This window comes from Azospirillum sp. ST 5-10 (genome assembly GCF_051225715.1).
Taxonomy (GTDB): domain Bacteria; phylum Pseudomonadota; class Alphaproteobacteria; order Azospirillales; family Azospirillaceae; genus Azospirillum.
This window is the reverse complement of the sequence record NZ_JBPJSP010000002.1, coordinates 251,006-266,383: the sequence shown is the minus strand read 5'-3', so window position 1 is coordinate 266,383 and position 15,378 is coordinate 251,006. Positions and strand designations below refer to the sequence as shown.

Sequence of the window (15,378 nt, the reverse complement as noted above, 5' to 3'; positions counted from 1 at the left end):
GCGGGGCGGATCGCGTTCGTCATGGAGGACAGTTTATCCGACCGCGGCCCGTACGCCAAGCGCTTCCTTGCCGCGTCCGCGGGGGCCCGGTCAGGGCCCGCGGAAACGGAAGTCCGCCAGCGTCTGGCGCCCCTCGGCGGAGAGCCGGCCGAGCACGTCCACCACGGCGGCGTCGACCTGCCGGCTCAGCTCGTCGTCGGCCGCGTGGAACCGCGCGAACGCGTCGGCCAGCGCCTGCGCGTCGTAGGTGTCGCCGCTCAGCGCCCGCTCGACGGCGCGGCGCAAGGCGTCGCGGTTGTCCTCCTGCTGGCGGAGCAGCGACCGCTTCGCCTCGAAGGTCTCGCGCAGAACACTGGCGTCGGCCGGCGACAGCACCTCGGCGACCCGGTCCACGAAGTGGGCCAGCCGACGCTCGGGGCCGGGCGGCGGCGGCGGCGGCGGGCCCCAGTGCATGAGCTGGCCGACGAAAATGCCGATCAGCAGCATGTTGGCGGCCAGCGAGGCGATCAGCAGGTACCACGGCCAGCGGCGGCCCACGGTCGTCACGCTCATTGGATGGTGCCCCAGTAGCCGCCGCCGGCCACCAGCACGTCCGACAAGCCCTGCGGGCCGGCCATGGTGGCCGTGGCGAGCGGCAGGACCGCCTGGGACACGACGAGGAATCCCGCCAGGGCGGACACGGCGAGAACCCCCGCGGCTGGCCACAGGCGGACCGGTGGCGGGACCATGAACCAGGGAGGCGTGCGGCGCGCCGGCGCGGCGTCGATCCGGGCGGCGATGCCGGCGGCGACGCGGTTCACCGCGGCGGCCGACACCCGCGGCGCGGCGGTGTCGAGCAGGCCGTCCAGGGCCACGGCCTCCGCCAGGATGGCCGCTGCCTCGTCGGAGGTGGCGAGAAGGGTGGCGGCGTCGGCCGCCCGGCTGTCGGGCCAACGGCGCAGATCGCCGCCGTAGAGGTCCGTGTAGTGCTTGAACTCTTTGAGTGTCATGGCTAAGGGCCGTCCTTCTGACGGGTCGGGGGAAGCAAGGGGGCGAGCCGGGCACGCAGCGTTCGCCGGGCACGGACCAGCAGACTTTCCATGGCCGAGACCGAAACCTGCAGGACCTGCGAAGCTTCGGAACAACTCATCTCCTGATAATAGCAAAGGCTCAACGCCGCCCGCTGGCGCTCCGGCAGTTCGGCGATGGCGGCGGCGACCACCGCACCGGCCTCGCGGTCGGCGAGCCGCTCCTCGATGCCGCCGTCGGGGTCCTCCATCTCCCCCACCGTTTCGATGGGGGCGAAGGTGCGGCGGCGGCGGTAGTCGATGGCGCGGTTGACGACGATCCGGTACAGCCAGGTCGAGAAGCGGGTGCCGTCGGCCCGCCAGCGGTCGGCATGCGTCCAGATCTGCAGGAAGGCGTCCTGCACCACCTCCTCGGCGTCGTTGGCGTTGCGCACGACACGATAGGCCAGGGCGATGCTGCGCCGCAGGTGCCGGCGCGACAGGGCGTCGAAGGCGGCCCGGTCGCCGGCGGCCGCGGCGGCCATCAGTTCCTCGTCATCGGCATCGTCGAAGGACCTCACCCGAGCATCCTTGGTCGTTCGCGGCGCATACCCGTCGTCGCCATCCTTTCGTGTCACCCCATGATACGGGCCGCCCCACCGTCTCCTGCGGTCCCGCCCGAGTTTTTTTCGCCGCCGGCCGCAGGCGGTGGAGCCGGTCGTCCGTACCACCGGACAGGACAGGATCTTTCTCCAGGGTGACACATCATGACGGCAGGCGCTCCGGCCGCGGATCCCGTGGTGGCGACGTTGCAGCTCGGCCAGACGCTGGAGGGCATCGGCCGGGTCGACCTCGCGGTCGGCGCGTACCGCCGCGCCGTGGCCCTGCAGCCGCGGGTGCCGGAGCTGCGCGTGCTGCTGGCCGACGCGTGCCAGCGCGTCGGCCGGGTCGGCGAAGCCGCGGCCAGCCTCGCCGTCGCCCTGCAGCTGCGGCCCGGGGACGTGGAGTCCCGCAACACGCTGGGCGTCCTGCTGCGCGGCGCCGGCCGGTCGGCAGCCGCCACGGCCTGCTTCGCCAACGTCCTGGCCGCCGCGCCTGACCACGCGCCGGCGCTGGTCAACCTCGGCCTCATGGCGATGGGCCACGGCTCCCCCGCCGGGGCGATCCGCTGGTACCGCCGGGCGCTCGCCTGCGACGGCGGCATCGCCGCGGCGTGGAACGCTCTGGGCAACGCCCTCAAGGCGGCGGGGACGCCCGCGGCGGCGGTGCGCTGCTGGGAGGTGGCGCTGGCCCTGGACCCCGCCTCGGTGGACGCGCTCGCCAACCTGGGTGCGGCGCGGCGCGACGCCCAGCGCATGGCGGAGGCGAACGCGCTGCTGCGGCGCGGCCTGGCGCTGGCGCCGCTGCACGCTCCGCTGCACGCCGTCCGCGCCTACGTGCTGTGCGGGCAGCGGCGGTTCGACGAGGCGCGCCGGGCCTGCCGCCTGGCGCTGGCGGTGGCGCCGGCGCTGCCGGACGCCCTGTGCACCCTCGGCCTGGCCGAATGGTGGGGCGGCGGCCGGCGGCCGGAGCGCTGGCTGGACCGCGCCGCCGCCGCATCCCCCGGCCACCCGCTCGCCCGTTTCAACCGCGGCCTGCTGGACTTGGAACGGGGCCGGCCGCAGGCCGGCTGGGCCGGCTATGCCTGCCGGTTCGAGGCCGGCCGGGCCGGCCGCCGGCGCCGCTTCGCCATCCCGGAATGGACCGGCGAGCCGCTGGCCGGCAAGCGCCTGTTCGTCTGGCGCGAACAGGGGGTGGGCGACGAGTTCCTGTTCGCCTCCTGCTATGCCGACGCCATCCGCGCGGCGGAGCACACCGTCATCGAATGCGATCACCGGCTGGTCTCCCTGTTCCAGCGTTCGTTCCCGCACGCCACCGTCCGCGCCGAGCAGCCGGCCCGCGGCCAGCCGGTGGTGGAGGTGGTGGACTGCGACGTCCACGTCCCCGCCGGCTCCCTGCCCCGCCGGCTGCGCCCGGACCTGGCGTCCTTCCCGCCCCGTGCGGCGTGGCTGTTCGCCGACCACATGCGCACGCTCGACTGGCGCGAGCGGCTCGACCGGATGGGCGGGGCGCTGCGCGTCGGCATCAGCTGGCGCAGCCAGAACATGGCGCTGGACCGGCAATGGGCGTACCTGCCGCTCGACGGGTGGGGGCCGCTGTTCGCGGTGCCGGGCATTCTCTTCATCAACCTGCAGTACGACGACGCGCGCGCCGAGATCGCCCGGGCCGAGGACCGCTTCGGCGTGCGCATCCACCAGATGGTCGCCGCCCACAAGGGCCGCCTGGAGCCGGTCGACCTGAAGAACGACTTCGAGAGCACGGCGGCGCTCATCGCCAACCTCGACCTGGTGATCGCCCCGGCCAATTCGGTGGGCGAACTGGCGGGGGCGCTGGGCGTCCCGGTCTGGCGCTTCAGCGATCGCGACTGGACCCATCTCGGCACCGTCGTCCGTCCCTGGTATCCGACCATGCGCGTGTTCCCGCCCGGCCACGACGGCGCCGCCGGCGCCTTGCGGCGGATCGCCGAGGCGGTGCGCCGCGTCGCCGCGTCGGCGCACGCCGCGACACGGCCGGACGAGGCCGGCCGGCGGCGGCGCCCCCAGTGACGGGCGATCCGGTACGGGCTGGTCGCCGGTCAGTTCCGGCGTGGCGGCGGCGGTCCGGCGGGCGGCGGTCCGGCGGGGCGGCCGGCGTCGGCCGACGGGCGTCCGAACGCCTTTTCGAAGATCCGCTCGGCGAGATCGGCCGGGGGACCGGGCTCGCGCGCCGACAGGGCCAGCTCGATCCCGACCATCTCGTCCAGCATCGCCTGGGCGTCGGTCGAGCGGGCCAGGAGACGCCGGGCCTCGCGCGCCGCCCCGGCCGGCCACGCACCCAGGTCGGCGCCGTGGCGGTCGAGCAGCGCGCGGAACTCGTCATCCGTCATCAAAGGCATCCCTGGCCGCCTGGGCGCTGGCGCGCAGCAGGACCCGGAGTTGCTGGCGCGCGCGTTTGAGCAGCGACTCTACCGCAGTCACGCTGATCTGCATAGCCGAGGCGATGTCGGCGTTGCTGAGGCCCTCATAGTAGAACAGCGTCAGCGCGACCCGCTGCTGGGGCGGCAGCCTGCGCTGGGCGTCCTGCAGGCGGGCGGCGACCTGGTGGCGCTGGATCGTGTGGACGGCGTCGGCGCCCTGGGCCGCCGGCTCCTCCACGGCGTCCAGCTCCTCGTTCACCGGCCGCCGCTTGTGGTCGATGCAGCGGTTGACGACGACCCGGTAGAGCCAGGTGGTGAAGCGCGCGCCCTGGTCGGACCATTGGACGCGCCGCTGCCAGACCTGCAGGAAGACGTCCTGCACGATGTCCTCGGCCTCGCTGTCGCTGCCGCTGACGCGGCGGGCCAGCGCGTAGGTCCGCTTCAGGTGGCGGTGCACCAGGCGGCGGTAGGCGTCCTGGTCGCCGCCGCGGATGCGCGCCATCAGCGCTTCGTCGGAGTCCTCGGGCCGGTCGTCGCAGACCCGCACGTCCACCTGCGGCGCCGACACCTCACACTCGCCACGCCGCTCGAGTTGCACCGCCGTGCTCATGATCGTTCGGTCTCCCCACCGCGGCGGTGTGGGACCCTTTGGCCCGCGCCCCGGATGCGTCGGAAACCCCGCCGCGTTCTGCGGCGGTGGAGAGGGGGCCGCGTTGCGCGGCGATGGATTGCCAAGCCTTCGCCATGGGCTCAAGCTGGCGGATGACGGCGTCGGTCGCGGCCACCGGGTCCTTGCGGGCGGCGGCCAGCCCGGCCTGCACCATGAGTATACGGTAGAAGCGCCGCAACACCTGCGCGACCTCGCCGCCTTTTTCCATGTCGAGCACGGAATCGAGCGCGGCCATGATGGTGATGGCGCGTTCGACGCCGCGGAAGTGATCCTCGAACCAGCCGGCACGGGCCGCTTCGCGCGCCATGTGCAGGTGGGTCATCGCCCGCTCGTACAGCCGCGCCACCGCGATGAGCGGCGGCACCATGCTGTTGGCGGCGGCATAGGCGGACATCGCCTTGGTCAGGGTGTGGTTGGGCATGGCGTTGGTCCTCGAGGGCCGGCGTTCGGGCGGGAACGCCCCGGTCAGTCGTCGTCGTCGTCGCTGTATTGAAGCTGCTCCAGGAGGATCTTCGCCTCCTCGGCCGCCGCTTCGAGACGCGCGTAGTAGGCGGTGAGATAGCTGCGGTAGGTCTCGGCGCTTTCCTGGATGCGCTCGACCCGCGCCTCCAGGGTGGCGTTGTTGTCCTCGATCTGCTCGACGATCTCCGTGATGGAGCCGTCGTCCGCGTTCGCCACCCCGTCGATGGCGGAGTACATCAGCTCGGCGAGGCCATTCGAGAACGACACGTCCACGGTGGCGGACTTGCCGGTGTAGACGAAGACGAGCCCCTCGTAGGCCGAGCCCTCGACGCCGATGATGCGGCTGTCGCTGATCTCGAACAGCGAGGAGTCGCCGTCGACGGAGGCCGAAACCAGGTTCCCGTCGTCGTCGACGGCGATGTCCAGCGAGAACGACGTGTCGCGCACGGTGCCGCTGTCGTAGCGCAGCAGCTGCAAATCGTTCGAAGACGCCGTCATGTTCAGCCCGAGCAGGAGCCGAACATCCTCCAGGTTGTCGGTGAGCGCCTCGTTGAGGGCGGTCTCGTCGAGCTCCAGCGTGTTGTCGTCGCTGTCGAACGACAGGCCGAGCGTCGCCAGCGACAGCACGTCGCCGTCCGCGGTGGTGACGCTGGTGTTGAGGGCGTCGTAGACGGCGGCGTTGATCTGGCGCAGCAGGCTGTCGGCGAACAGGGTCGCGTCCGCGCCGGCCGTGCCGTCCGAACTCGTCGCCTGCTGGGTCAGCACGAACGCGCGCAGGGCGTTGTAGGCGTCGACGAAGTCGGTGATGGCGGTCTTGATCTCGGCGAGATCGGCCGAGACCTCGACGTTGATGGTCTCGCCGGGAAGGGCGCTGTAGAGATCGAAGCTGATCCCCTCGACGGCGTCGTCGATGGTGTTGCTGTCGCGGGTGATGGTGACGCCGTCGACCTTGATGATGGCGTCCTGGACCGCCACCAGCTCGTTGGCGAAGGCGCCGTCGGCGTCGGTGAAGCCGAGGCCGGCCGTCAGGCCGCTGCCGGAATCGTCGAGGGCGATCTCCTGGCCGGTGTCGGTGGCGGTGAGGATGAGCTGGTACTCGCCCGCCGACACCTGGACGATGCTCGCCTTGACGCCGGTGGTGTCGCTCTCGTCGTTGATGGCGTCGCGCAGGTCGGCCAGCGACATGTCGGCGTCGACGGCGACGGCGACCGCGGTGCCGCCGGCGACGCCGACGGAAAGGGTGCCGCTGAGGCCGAGGGCAGCGGTCTGGCTCGAGGTCGTCGCCGCGCCGATCTTGTGGCGGGTGGCGAGCTGCACCACCTCGACGCTGTAGATGCCGGTTTCCGTGCCGTCCTCGACGCTCACCGCCAGCACGTCGTCGGCCGAGGTCGAGCCGCCACCCGACAGGTAGGCGGTCCGGGTGTCGAACAGATTCTCGTCCGCTCCCGTCGACTCGCCGCGGTTGCGCAGGCCGTCGAGGGAATCGTTGACGGCCAGCAGCAGCGTCTGCAGCTCGGTGTAGGCGGCGATCCTCGCCTCGTTCTCGGTGATCGTCGTCTCGATGCGGTCGGCCGGCACCAGCCGCTGGGCGACCGCCGCTTCGATGAGCGCGTCGTAGTCCAGCCCGGTGCCGGAATCGGCGGCGGTCAGCGCGGCGCTGCCGGTCGAGCTGGCGGACGTCGTCGTGGTGCTGGTGATGGTCGTCATGGCACGGGCCCCGCGGCCGGACGTGAAGAAGCGGCAGCGCCGGCGGCGGCGGAGCGCCGCCGGCGCAGCGCGTTAGCGGAGCAGCGACAGCAGGTTCTGCGGCATCTCGTTGGCCTGCGACAGCACGGCGATGGCCGCCTGGGTCAGCACCTTGGTCGAGGCCAGCTTCGACTGCTCGGCGGCGACGTCGACGTCCATGATGGCGGACTGTGCGGCCTCGGTGTTCTCGATGGTGGTGGCCAGCATCTCGCCGCGGAACTCGAAGCGCGAGATCAGCGCACCGACGTCGGCACGGGCGGTCGACAGGGAGGTGACGGCGGTGTCGAGGGCGGTGAGGGCGGCCGACGCGGTGGCGGTCGTGCCGATGTCGCCGCCGTTGATGCCGAGGCCGGTGGTGGTGACGTCGGAGATGGTGACGTTGATGGTGTCGGCGCTGTTGGTGCCGACGCGGAAATCGATGCCGCTCGTCCAGCTCGTCGTCCCGTCCAGCAGGGATTCGTCGTTGAAGCGGGTGCCCGAGGCGATGCCGTCGATTTCCTCCAGGAGCTGCTGGTACTCGGCGTCGAGATAGCCGCGCTCGGTGTCGGTGACGGTGCCCGACAGGGCCTGGGTGGCCAGCGAGCGCATGCGCTGGACGATGTCGGAGATGCGCGCCATGCCGCCGTCGGCGGCCTGGAGGATCGACGAGCCGTTGGCCGCGTTGGTAGCGGCCTGGTTCAGCACGGTGACGTCCGACAGCAGCGAGGTGCCGACGGCGAGACCGGCGGCGTCGTCCGACGCCTTGGTGATGCGCGAGCCGCTGGCGATCTTCGACACCGAGGCGGTCTGGTTCTCGGAGTTGATGTTGAGGTAGCGCAGCGCCGAGTTGGCGGCCGTGTTGGTGGAGATGACAGGCATGATGGGCCTCCTGGATCTGCGGGGGCTGGAAGGATGCCCCCGGCGGCTGTGGACGGGCCGTCCGCCCGGCCCTCTCTGGATCTCACGCGCCACGCGCCGAAAGCTGGCGCAGGATTTTCGGCGGATCGCCGGACCGGGCGCCGCTCACAGGTACTGGCTGAGATTCGTCTCCTCGAGGACCTTCATCAGGCTCATGGTGGCCTCCAGCGAGGCCTGGAGCTGCGACAGGCGCACCGTCGCCTCGGCGAGGTCGACGCTGCGCAGGTCGTCCACCTGGGTCTGCAGGACCAGCTGCTCCTCGACGTGGCGGTCGATGGTGCGCTCCAGGGTCTCCGACGCGGCGCCCAGCTTGGTCTGCACCACCGTGAGCCCGTCGGCCGCCTCGTCGGACAGGTCGTAGGCTTCGGCCAGCAGGTCGGAATCGACCGGGTCCGTGTCCATGTTGGCGATCAGGTTGAGGGCGCGCAGCGCCTGCTCGAACGCCGGGTCGGCGGCGGTGACGCCGTATTCGACGATGAGCTCGTCGGAGGCCTGGAAATAGGAGATCGTGCCGTCGCCGCTGTAGTAGCTGGTGTCGGCGGAGGACGGCGTGGTCGCCGCGGGATAGTCGGCGGCGTCGACGCTCACCGGCGCCTGGTCGGTGCGCGACCCGCCGAACAGGTAGCGCCCCTCCTGCTGGGTGTTGAGGAGGGCGGCGAACTCCTCCAGCAGGCCCTGCGCCTCGGTCTTGATGCTCTCGGCGGCGGCGCTGCCGGACCCCTGCAGGCTGGTGACCAGGCTGCGCAGCTGCGTCGTCAGGTCGATCATGCCGCCGACCGCGTCGTGCATCGCCTCGATGCGCCCGTTGACCACCTCGCCCTCGTCGACGTACCGCTCGGACCGGCGGTAGTAGCTTTCCAGGTCGACGATGCGGCCGCTGTCGTCGGCGACGCCCTTGAAGTCCGTGGACTTCAGTCCGGTCGACGCCTGGACCTGCACCTCGGCGACGCGCGCCTCGGCCTTCAGCATGTATTGGACGAGCTGGTTCTGGTGGTTGTGGGTGGCGATCCGTTCCATGACTGCTTCCCTATCCAACCATGTCCAAAGCGGTGTCGAACATCTCCTGCACCGCGTTCATGACGGCGGCGGCCGCGTCGTAGGCCGTCTGCAGGGCCTCGATCGCCGCCAGTTCCTCGTTGAGATTGACGCCGCTCTGCGACGCGATGTCGGAGGCGATCGCCCCGGCATAGGCCTCCTGGTCCTCCAGGGCGGCGTCGGCCTTGCTGGCCGCGGTGGCCGCGGCCTGGACGATGTCGCCGGCGTAGGAGGCGAAACTCTCGGTGCGCGCCGCCAAGCCGCCGGCGGCGTCGAACGCCACCGAGGCCGACAGGGCGGCGCTCAGCGCCTGCGCCGTCGTCGCGTCGCCGCTGGTCACGGCGGTGTCGCCCGCCGCCAGCCCGGCCGCGGCGGACAGGGTGCCGGTCGCCAACCGCGCGCTGTCGGCGGCGATGGCGTCGGCGACCCGGAGGTCGGCGGCCCCGGTGCCGGTCAGCAGGTCGTTCAGGCCGAAATAGGCGGAGAACCCCTCGCCGTCCGCCCCCACCGCGTCGTCGGTGCCGACCAGCGCCACGCCGTTGGCCGGATCGTCGGCCTGCAGCACCAGCTTGCCGTCGGCCGAGATCGAGGCGGACAGCGACCCCATGCCGTTGATGGCGTCGACCGCCTCCTGGACGGTGGCGTAGCCCGACAGGTCGAGGTCGAGCACCTCGACGGCCTCGCCGTCGGCGTTCGTCACCGCCACGCGCAGCGTGCCGGTCGCGCTGAAGGCGTCGCCGCCGCTCACCGTCCGCGTCCCGGTCAGGGTCTGCGGCGCCGGCACCGCGGTGCCGGCGTTGTGGATGCCGTTCAAGGTGTCCATCAGGGTCGTCGCCAGCTCGTCGAGCGCCGCCTGCTGCGCCGGCAGGGTCTCGTCGCGCAGGGTGACCAGCGCGCCGAGCGTGCCCGAGGAGACGGCGCCGCCGGCGTCCTTGCCGCCGATGGTGATGGCGGAGAAGGTGGTGGTGGCGCTGACCGTGGCGGCCGGGGTGTAGGCCAGCTCGTGCACCGTGGAATCGACCAGGGCGGTGCCGGAGGACGTGTACACCCGGACGCGCCCGCTGGACTCGGTCTGGTAGCTGATGCCGATGTCGGTGGAGAGCGACTGCAACGCCAGAGTGCGCTGGTCCTCCAGGTCGCTGGTGTCCTGCCCCAGCGCCTTGGCCTTGACGATCCGGTCGTTGAGGTCGTCGATCGTCTCCAGGTTCGTGTTGATGCGGTCGACCGTGGTGGCGATCTCGTCGTCCGCCTGGTTGCGCAGCTCCTGCACGGTCGCCGACGCGGACCGCAGTTCGGATGCCAGTTCCTCGAGATCCTGCACCGCCACCGCGCTGGCGCTCTCGCTCTCCGGCGAGGTGGCGAGCGTCGCCAGCGAGTCCGCCAGGTCGTCGAAGGCGTCGGCCAGCGTGGTGTCGGACTCGGTGCCGCCCAGGGTCTCCTGGTAGCGGCCGAGATAGTCGGCCGTCGTCTGCGCGTAGCCGAGGTCGGACTGCGCCGCCATCAGCGACTTCAGCAGATAGGCGTCGACCGTGCTGCCGATGGCGGTGACGTCGACGCCGGAGATCCCGGTTCCGGTGTTGGTCGCGGCGACGGTCGCCGTCTTGCGGGTGTAGCCCTCGGTGTCCACGTTGGCGACGTTGGACGAGGCGACGGCCAGGCCGACTTCGTTCGTCCGCAGGGCGGAGGTGGCGATGCTGCCGGCGATGCGCAGGGACATGGCACGTCTCCGAGTGGCGACCGGGTTTCAGACGGTGATCCGCACGGACTGGCGCAGCGCCGTGCCGTGCCCGCCGGCGGCGTTGTAGCCGACGGGGCCGGGCCGGCTTGCGCGGGCGGCCGCGGTCGCCCGCAGCGCGTCGCCGATCGCCGCCTGGCGCGTCCGCGCCACCCGGGCGCCGGTCCGCAGGGTGGCCAGCGCCCGCTGCGCCGGCGCCAGGGCGCCGTCGGCGGCGCCGTCGGCGGCGGCGCGGACGGCGGCGCGGACGGCGGGCGGCACGCGCTTGCTGCGCGCCGCTCCCAGCGCCTCGCGCAGCATGTCGGCCTGCGCCTTCAGCAGCATCTGCATGGCACCGGCGGCCAGCAGGGCGTCGCGCGCCCGGCCTTCGGCGACGGCGCGCGCGGCGCGGTCGGCGTGGCCGTTCAGGGCGGCGGCGAACCGCTCCACGACCTCCACCGGGTCGAGGCGGACGGTGTCGGCGGGGCGGGTGCGCGGGGTCGGCGTCATGGCGGTTCCCTCTCCGGCGTCAGCGCCGCAGGGCGCCGACCCGGCCGTAGGCCGAGGTCGCGGTGCGCGCCGCCGCGGTGCGGCGCAGCAGGACGGCGACGCCGTCCCGGGCCGTCCGCAGGCGGCGGCGCAGCTGGAGGAGCTCGTCGATCAGGGCGAGCCGCAGGGCCGGGTCGTCCGCGCCGGCGCGGTGGCGGGCGACCAGCCCGCCCAGGCGCCGCAGGTCGCCCATCAGGCGCTTCTCGTCGGCGACGAGGTCGGTGGCGGTGGCCATGGCGTCCTCCTCACCGCTTGCTGGACAGCAGGGTGTCGATCATGTCCTGGGCCGTCGTCACCACCTTGGAGGCGGCGGTGTAGGCCTGCTGGGCGACGATCATGCGGCTGAACTCGTCGGTCAGCTCGACGGTGGAGCTTTCCAGCGCGCTGGCGGTGATCGTCCCCGCCTTGCCGTCGCCGGCGGTGCGCAGCTGGTAGGCGCCGGCCGCCGCGGTGGCGCTGAAGATGCTGCCGGTCTCGCTGGCGAGGCCGTTGGCGTTGGCGAAGGTGGCGATGGGGATCTGGTAGATCGCCCGCGTCTCGCCGTTGTCGAACACCGCGCGGACGATGCCGTTCTCGTCGATCTCGGTGCCGGTCAGAGTGCCCGGCTCGTAACCGTCCTGGTCGCTCTCCAGGTCCACCGACGGCGTGTCCTCGCCCGAGGCGTACTGGGTCAGCCCGTCGGCGCCGCCGGCCGTGCCGAGGTCGAGCGCGACCGCGCTGTCGGTGGCGCCCGTGCTCCAGCCGGTGACGGAGAAGCTGGCCGGATTGGGGTTGGTGGAGGCCAGCGAGCCGTCGGTGTTGAACGAGACGGTGACGGGGAAGCCGGCGATGGTGCCCGAGGTGGCGCTGGAGTCCGACGACAGGGTCGGGTCGGCGGCGCTCACCTCCCAGGTGTTGTCGGCCGTCTTCTCCCACGTCAAGGTGACGGAATGGCTGTTGCCGAGGGAGTCGAACACCTCGATGTCGGAGGCGAAGGTGTCGCCGACCGCGGCGTCGGACGGCAGGTTGCCGTCGATCGACGTTTCCGTGGTCGCCTTGGGCGTGCCCTTGATGTCGGTGACGTTGATCGCCTCCAGGCTGTCCAGTGACGACGTGTTCTTGGCGATGATGTCGCCGTTCTCGTCGAGCGCCCAGCCGTAGAGATAGACGTCGTCGCTGTTCGACAGGTAGCCGTCGGCGTCGGGCTCGAAGGAGCCGTTGCGGGTGAACAGCACGTCGCCGTTCCCGGTGTCGTCCGACACGACGAAGAAGCCGTCGCCGTTGATCGCCAGGTTGGAGGTGACGGTGCTCGCCTGGACGTCACCCTGCTGGTTGATCGAGCGGTAGTTGCCGGCCAGCACCCCGCCGGTCTGGGTGTCCACCGTCGTCGTCTTGTTGAGGTACGAGGTGAAGGTGGTGCCCGTGCTCTTGAAGCCGACCGTGCTGGAGTTGGCGATGTTGCTGGAGATCGAGCTGAGCGCTTTGCTCTGGGCCTTGAGGCCGGAGGTGGCGGTGTAGAGCGCGCTGGAGATGCCCATGGTCGCACCTGTCGCTGGCAAGGGGGATCAGGAGAGGGAGACGACGTCGTCGATGGCGACGTCGACGCCGCCGATGCCGAGCGTGGTCGTGCCGTCGGAGGTGTCGACCGAGGTCACCTTGCCCTTGATGCGGGTCTCGCTGCCGACGGCCTCCCCGCCGTCGTCGAGCGCCTTCACCGACAGGGTGAAGTTGCCCGAGGTGTAGGCGGTGCCGTCGCTGCCGGTGCCGTCCCAGGTGAAGGAGTGGCTGCCCTTGGCGGTCTCGCCCTCGGCGCTGTAGACGACGTTCCCGTCCTCGTCGGTGACCGTGAGCGTCACCGAGTCCGCCGTGCCGTCGAGGTCGTAGGCCCAGGTGGCGGCGCCGTCCTGCAGCGCGGTGGTGTCGCCCTCGGCCTCCACCGAGCGGCCGAGGTAGCCGAGGGCGGCGGTGCCGGCGCCGAGCTGGGCGACGGCGCTGTTGAGGGTGTCGAGCTTGTCGCCGTTGGCCACCTCCTGCTCGAGCGAGGCGAGCTGGACCAGCTGGCTGGTGTATTCCGCGGCGTCGACCGGGTCGGTCGGGTCCTGCACCTCGAGCTGCTTGAGCAGCAGGGTCAGGAAGGACTCGTAGTTCTCGACCAGGGATGCCGACGAGCTCTTGGTCGAGGACGCCGTGTACGTCGAGGCGCTGGTGGTGTCGACCTGCATGGACGGTCTCCGGGGTGCAGCATCCCGTTCGCGGAAGTCCGAGGCTTCCGCGTCGACAGGAGGTGTTTGTTCGCTGTCGGGTGGCATCGGCGAAGCGCCGTGCCGTCCCGTTCCGAAGCTATCCACGCGGCGCCGGCGAAAAGCTGGCGCACTTTTTTTCAGGGGGGCGGCGGATGCCGCTTCGGGGGGAGCGGCGGATGCCGCTTCGGGGGGAGCGGCGGATGCCGCGCGGGCGCCGTTCCGGCGCAGAAGAACGGACGCTGGCGGGGGCCGGACCACCCCGGAGGGTCCGGTACGGCCCGGAGCGGTCGTCCCCGTGGATCGGCGCTGCCCCGATCCCTCTCTTGCCCGAGCGGCGGCGGCTGCGCATAGTGGCCCGACCGGACCTCACCGCTGCCGAGCCCGCCATGGCCCAGATCCACCACCTCCGCCGCTCCCCGCCACCGCGCCGGCCGAAGATGACCTGCGGCACCCTGGCGCTGGTGGCCTTCCTGGCGGGCGGTGCCGCGGCCTTCCTGTCGCTCTACATGCCGGCGCTGGCCGGCCTGAAGACGCTGATCGGGCTGGCGGTCGCCATCGGCGGCTACGCCGCCTTCTACGACCGCTGCCGCTGATCCCCCGGCCAGCGCACCCGCTCCACGGCCAGGCGCCAGCCGTCGTAGAGGGCGGTGCGGCGGGCCGGGTCGAGGCGCGGCTCGAAGCGGCGCTCGCAGGTCCAGGTGGCGGCCAGCCCGCCTGCCCCCTCCAGCCCGTCGTAGAGGCCGGTGCGCAGGCCGGCCAGCAGGGCCGCCCCCAGCGACGTCGTCTCGGTGACCGCCGGGCGCTCCACGGGCGCGTCCAGCATGTCGGCGAGGAACTGGCACAGCCAGTCGTTCACCACCATGCCGCCGTCCACCCGCAGGGTCTGCGGCGCGGCCTCGCTGTCGGCGGCCATGGCGTCGCGCAGGTCGCGGGTCTGGAAGGCGACCGCCTCCAGGGCGGCGCGGGCGATGTGCTCGGGCCCGGCGTCCAGGGTCAGGCCCTGGATCGAGGCGCGGGCGTGGGGATCCCAGTAGGGCGCGCCGAGGCCGACGAAGGCCGGCACCAGGACGACGCCGTGGCTGTCGGGCACCGTCACCGCCAGTTCCGCCGTGTGCGCGGCGCTGTCGATGACGCCCAGGCGGTCGCGCAGCCACTTGATCGTCGCGCCGGCGACGAAGATCGACCCTTCGAGCGCGTAGGTGGGGCGGCCGTCGAGGCGGTAGGCGACGGTGGTGATCATGCGGTGGGCGGAATCCACCGGCCGCCCGCCGGTGTTGAGCAGGGCGAAGCAGCCGGTGCCGTAGGTCGACTTGACCATGCCGGGCGTGAAGCAGGCCTGGCCCACCATGGCGGCCTGCTGGTCGCCGGCCACCCCGCAGATCGGAATGGACGCGCCGAACAGCGCCGGGTCGGTGGCACCGTAGTCGGCGCTGCTGTCGCGGACCTCCGGCAGGACGGCGCGCGGCACGTCGAAGAGGCGCAGCAGCTCGTCGTCCCACGCCTGCGTGTGGATGTTGAACAGCATGGTGCGCGAGGCGTTGGTGGCGTCGGTGGCGTGCACCCGCCCGCCGGTCAGGCGGTACAGCAGGAAGCTGTCGATGGTGCCGAAGGCCAGCTCGCCGCGCTCCGCCCGGGCCCGCGCGCCGGGCACGTGGTCGAGCAGCCAGGCGAGCTTGGAGGCGGAGAAATAGGCGTCGACCACCAGCCCGGTGCGGGCACGGATCTCCGGCTCGGCGCCGTCGCGCAGCAGGTCCCGGCAGAACCCGGCGGTGCGGCGGTCCTGCCAGACGACGGCGCGGTGCACGGGCTCGCCGGTCGCGCGGTCCCACAGGACGACGGTCTCGCGCTGGTTGGTGATGCCCAGCGCCGCCACGTCGGCGGCGACCAGCCCGGCGCGGTCGAGCGCCTCGCGCACCACCGCGACGGTGTCGCGCCAGATGTCCTCGCCATCGTGCTCCACCCAGCCGTCGTCGGGGTAGTGCTGGGGGAACTCGCGCCGTGCCGTGGCGCGGGCCGTGCCGTCGACGGCGAAGACGATGGCGCGGGTCGAGGTCGTGCCCTGGTCGATGGCCAGGAGATGGCGGGCCGGGCCGGTCATGGAA

Annotated in this window: 17 protein-coding genes; 2 read left to right on the top strand and 15 right to left on the bottom strand. The window is 72.2% G+C overall.

Annotated features, from left to right (window positions below; all coding sequences use genetic code 11):
- Nucleotides 1-90: 90 nt before the first annotated feature.
- From ACSBPG_RS03565 to ACSBPG_RS03555, 3 genes are read right to left on the bottom strand one after another with little or no spacing between them, the layout of a single operon-like run.
- Nucleotides 91-552, bottom strand: a complete 462-nt coding sequence (locus ACSBPG_RS03565; protein ID WP_435535731.1) for a periplasmic heavy metal sensor — start codon at nucleotides 550-552, stop codon at nucleotides 91-93.
- Nucleotides 549-989, bottom strand: a complete 441-nt coding sequence (locus tag ACSBPG_RS03560; RefSeq protein WP_435535730.1) for a hypothetical protein — start codon at nucleotides 987-989, stop codon at nucleotides 549-551. Before ACSBPG_RS03560 ends, ACSBPG_RS03565 begins: the two co-directional genes overlap by 4 nt.
- Before the next feature lie 2 nt (nucleotides 990-991).
- The gene (locus ACSBPG_RS03555) at nucleotides 992-1,624 is read right to left on the bottom strand and encodes an RNA polymerase sigma factor (protein WP_435535729.1); all 633 of its coding nucleotides are present in this window, start codon (nucleotides 1,622-1,624) and stop codon (nucleotides 992-994) included.
- A 129-nt stretch (nucleotides 1,625-1,753) separates the two neighbouring features.
- Here ACSBPG_RS03555 and ACSBPG_RS03550 point away from each other — a divergent pair, with 129 nt between their 5' ends.
- Complete coding sequence (locus ACSBPG_RS03550) at nucleotides 1,754-3,631, top strand: tetratricopeptide repeat protein (protein ID WP_435535728.1); 1,878 nt, start codon at nucleotides 1,754-1,756, stop codon at nucleotides 3,629-3,631.
- A gap of 29 nt (nucleotides 3,632-3,660) precedes the next feature.
- Here ACSBPG_RS03550 and ACSBPG_RS03545 read toward each other — a convergent pair whose 3' ends face one another.
- The 11 genes from ACSBPG_RS03545 to ACSBPG_RS03495 form a co-directional block, all read right to left on the bottom strand.
- Complete coding sequence (locus tag ACSBPG_RS03545; protein WP_435535727.1) at nucleotides 3,661-3,951, bottom strand: hypothetical protein; 291 nt, start codon at nucleotides 3,949-3,951, stop codon at nucleotides 3,661-3,663.
- Complete coding sequence (locus ACSBPG_RS03540; RefSeq protein ID WP_435535726.1) at nucleotides 3,941-4,591, bottom strand: sigma-70 family RNA polymerase sigma factor; 651 nt, start codon at nucleotides 4,589-4,591, stop codon at nucleotides 3,941-3,943. The genes ACSBPG_RS03545 and ACSBPG_RS03540 overlap by 11 nt, the downstream gene beginning before the upstream one ends.
- The gene (fliS, locus tag ACSBPG_RS03535; RefSeq protein WP_435535725.1) at nucleotides 4,551-5,072 is read right to left on the bottom strand and encodes a flagellar export chaperone FliS; all 522 of its coding nucleotides are present in this window, start codon (nucleotides 5,070-5,072) and stop codon (nucleotides 4,551-4,553) included. Before fliS ends, ACSBPG_RS03540 begins: the two co-directional genes overlap by 41 nt.
- A 44-nt stretch (nucleotides 5,073-5,116) precedes the next feature.
- Nucleotides 5,117-6,820 (bottom strand): flagellar filament capping protein FliD, encoded by a 1,704-nt coding sequence (gene fliD, locus ACSBPG_RS03530; protein ID WP_435535724.1) that lies wholly within the window; start codon nucleotides 6,818-6,820, stop codon nucleotides 5,117-5,119.
- A gap of 72 nt (nucleotides 6,821-6,892) precedes the next feature.
- Nucleotides 6,893-7,717, bottom strand: a complete 825-nt coding sequence (locus tag ACSBPG_RS03525; protein ID WP_435535723.1) for a flagellin — start codon at nucleotides 7,715-7,717, stop codon at nucleotides 6,893-6,895.
- Nucleotides 7,718-7,861: 144 nt separating this feature from the next.
- Nucleotides 7,862-8,773, bottom strand: coding sequence for a flagellin (locus ACSBPG_RS03520; RefSeq protein WP_435535722.1), 912 nt, complete (start codon nucleotides 8,771-8,773; stop codon nucleotides 7,862-7,864).
- Nucleotides 8,774-8,783: 10 nt separating this feature from the next.
- On the bottom strand, nucleotides 8,784-10,508 hold the full coding sequence (gene flgK / locus ACSBPG_RS03515; RefSeq protein WP_435535721.1) for a flagellar hook-associated protein FlgK: 1,725 nt from the start codon (nucleotides 10,506-10,508) through the stop codon (nucleotides 8,784-8,786).
- Nucleotides 10,509-10,535: 27 nt separating this feature from the next.
- The gene (locus tag ACSBPG_RS03510) at nucleotides 10,536-11,015 is read right to left on the bottom strand and encodes a hypothetical protein (RefSeq protein WP_435535720.1); all 480 of its coding nucleotides are present in this window, start codon (nucleotides 11,013-11,015) and stop codon (nucleotides 10,536-10,538) included.
- A gap of 19 nt (nucleotides 11,016-11,034) precedes the next feature.
- On the bottom strand, nucleotides 11,035-11,289 hold the full coding sequence (locus ACSBPG_RS03505) for a hypothetical protein (protein WP_435535719.1): 255 nt from the start codon (nucleotides 11,287-11,289) through the stop codon (nucleotides 11,035-11,037).
- Between the two features lie 10 nt (nucleotides 11,290-11,299).
- Nucleotides 11,300-12,571 carry a flagellar hook protein FlgE gene (flgE, locus tag ACSBPG_RS03500; protein WP_435535718.1) on the bottom strand — a complete coding sequence of 424 codons (1,272 nt, stop codon included), beginning with the start codon at nucleotides 12,569-12,571 and terminating at the stop codon, nucleotides 11,300-11,302.
- Between the two features lie 27 nt (nucleotides 12,572-12,598).
- Nucleotides 12,599-13,255, bottom strand: coding sequence for a flagellar hook assembly protein FlgD (locus tag ACSBPG_RS03495; protein ID WP_435535717.1), 657 nt, complete (start codon nucleotides 13,253-13,255; stop codon nucleotides 12,599-12,601).
- Between the two features lie 407 nt (nucleotides 13,256-13,662).
- Here ACSBPG_RS03495 and ACSBPG_RS03490 point away from each other — a divergent pair, with 407 nt between their 5' ends.
- The gene (locus tag ACSBPG_RS03490) at nucleotides 13,663-13,869 is read left to right on the top strand and encodes a hypothetical protein (protein ID WP_435535716.1); all 207 of its coding nucleotides are present in this window, start codon (nucleotides 13,663-13,665) and stop codon (nucleotides 13,867-13,869) included.
- Here the strand turns inward: ACSBPG_RS03490 and glpK are convergent.
- Nucleotides 13,851-15,374: a glycerol kinase GlpK gene (glpK, locus tag ACSBPG_RS03485; protein ID WP_435535715.1), complete on the bottom strand. Its 1,524-nt coding sequence runs from the start codon at nucleotides 15,372-15,374 to the stop codon at nucleotides 13,851-13,853. The genes ACSBPG_RS03490 and glpK overlap by 19 nt on opposite strands.
- Between the last annotated feature and the right edge of the window lie 4 nt (nucleotides 15,375-15,378).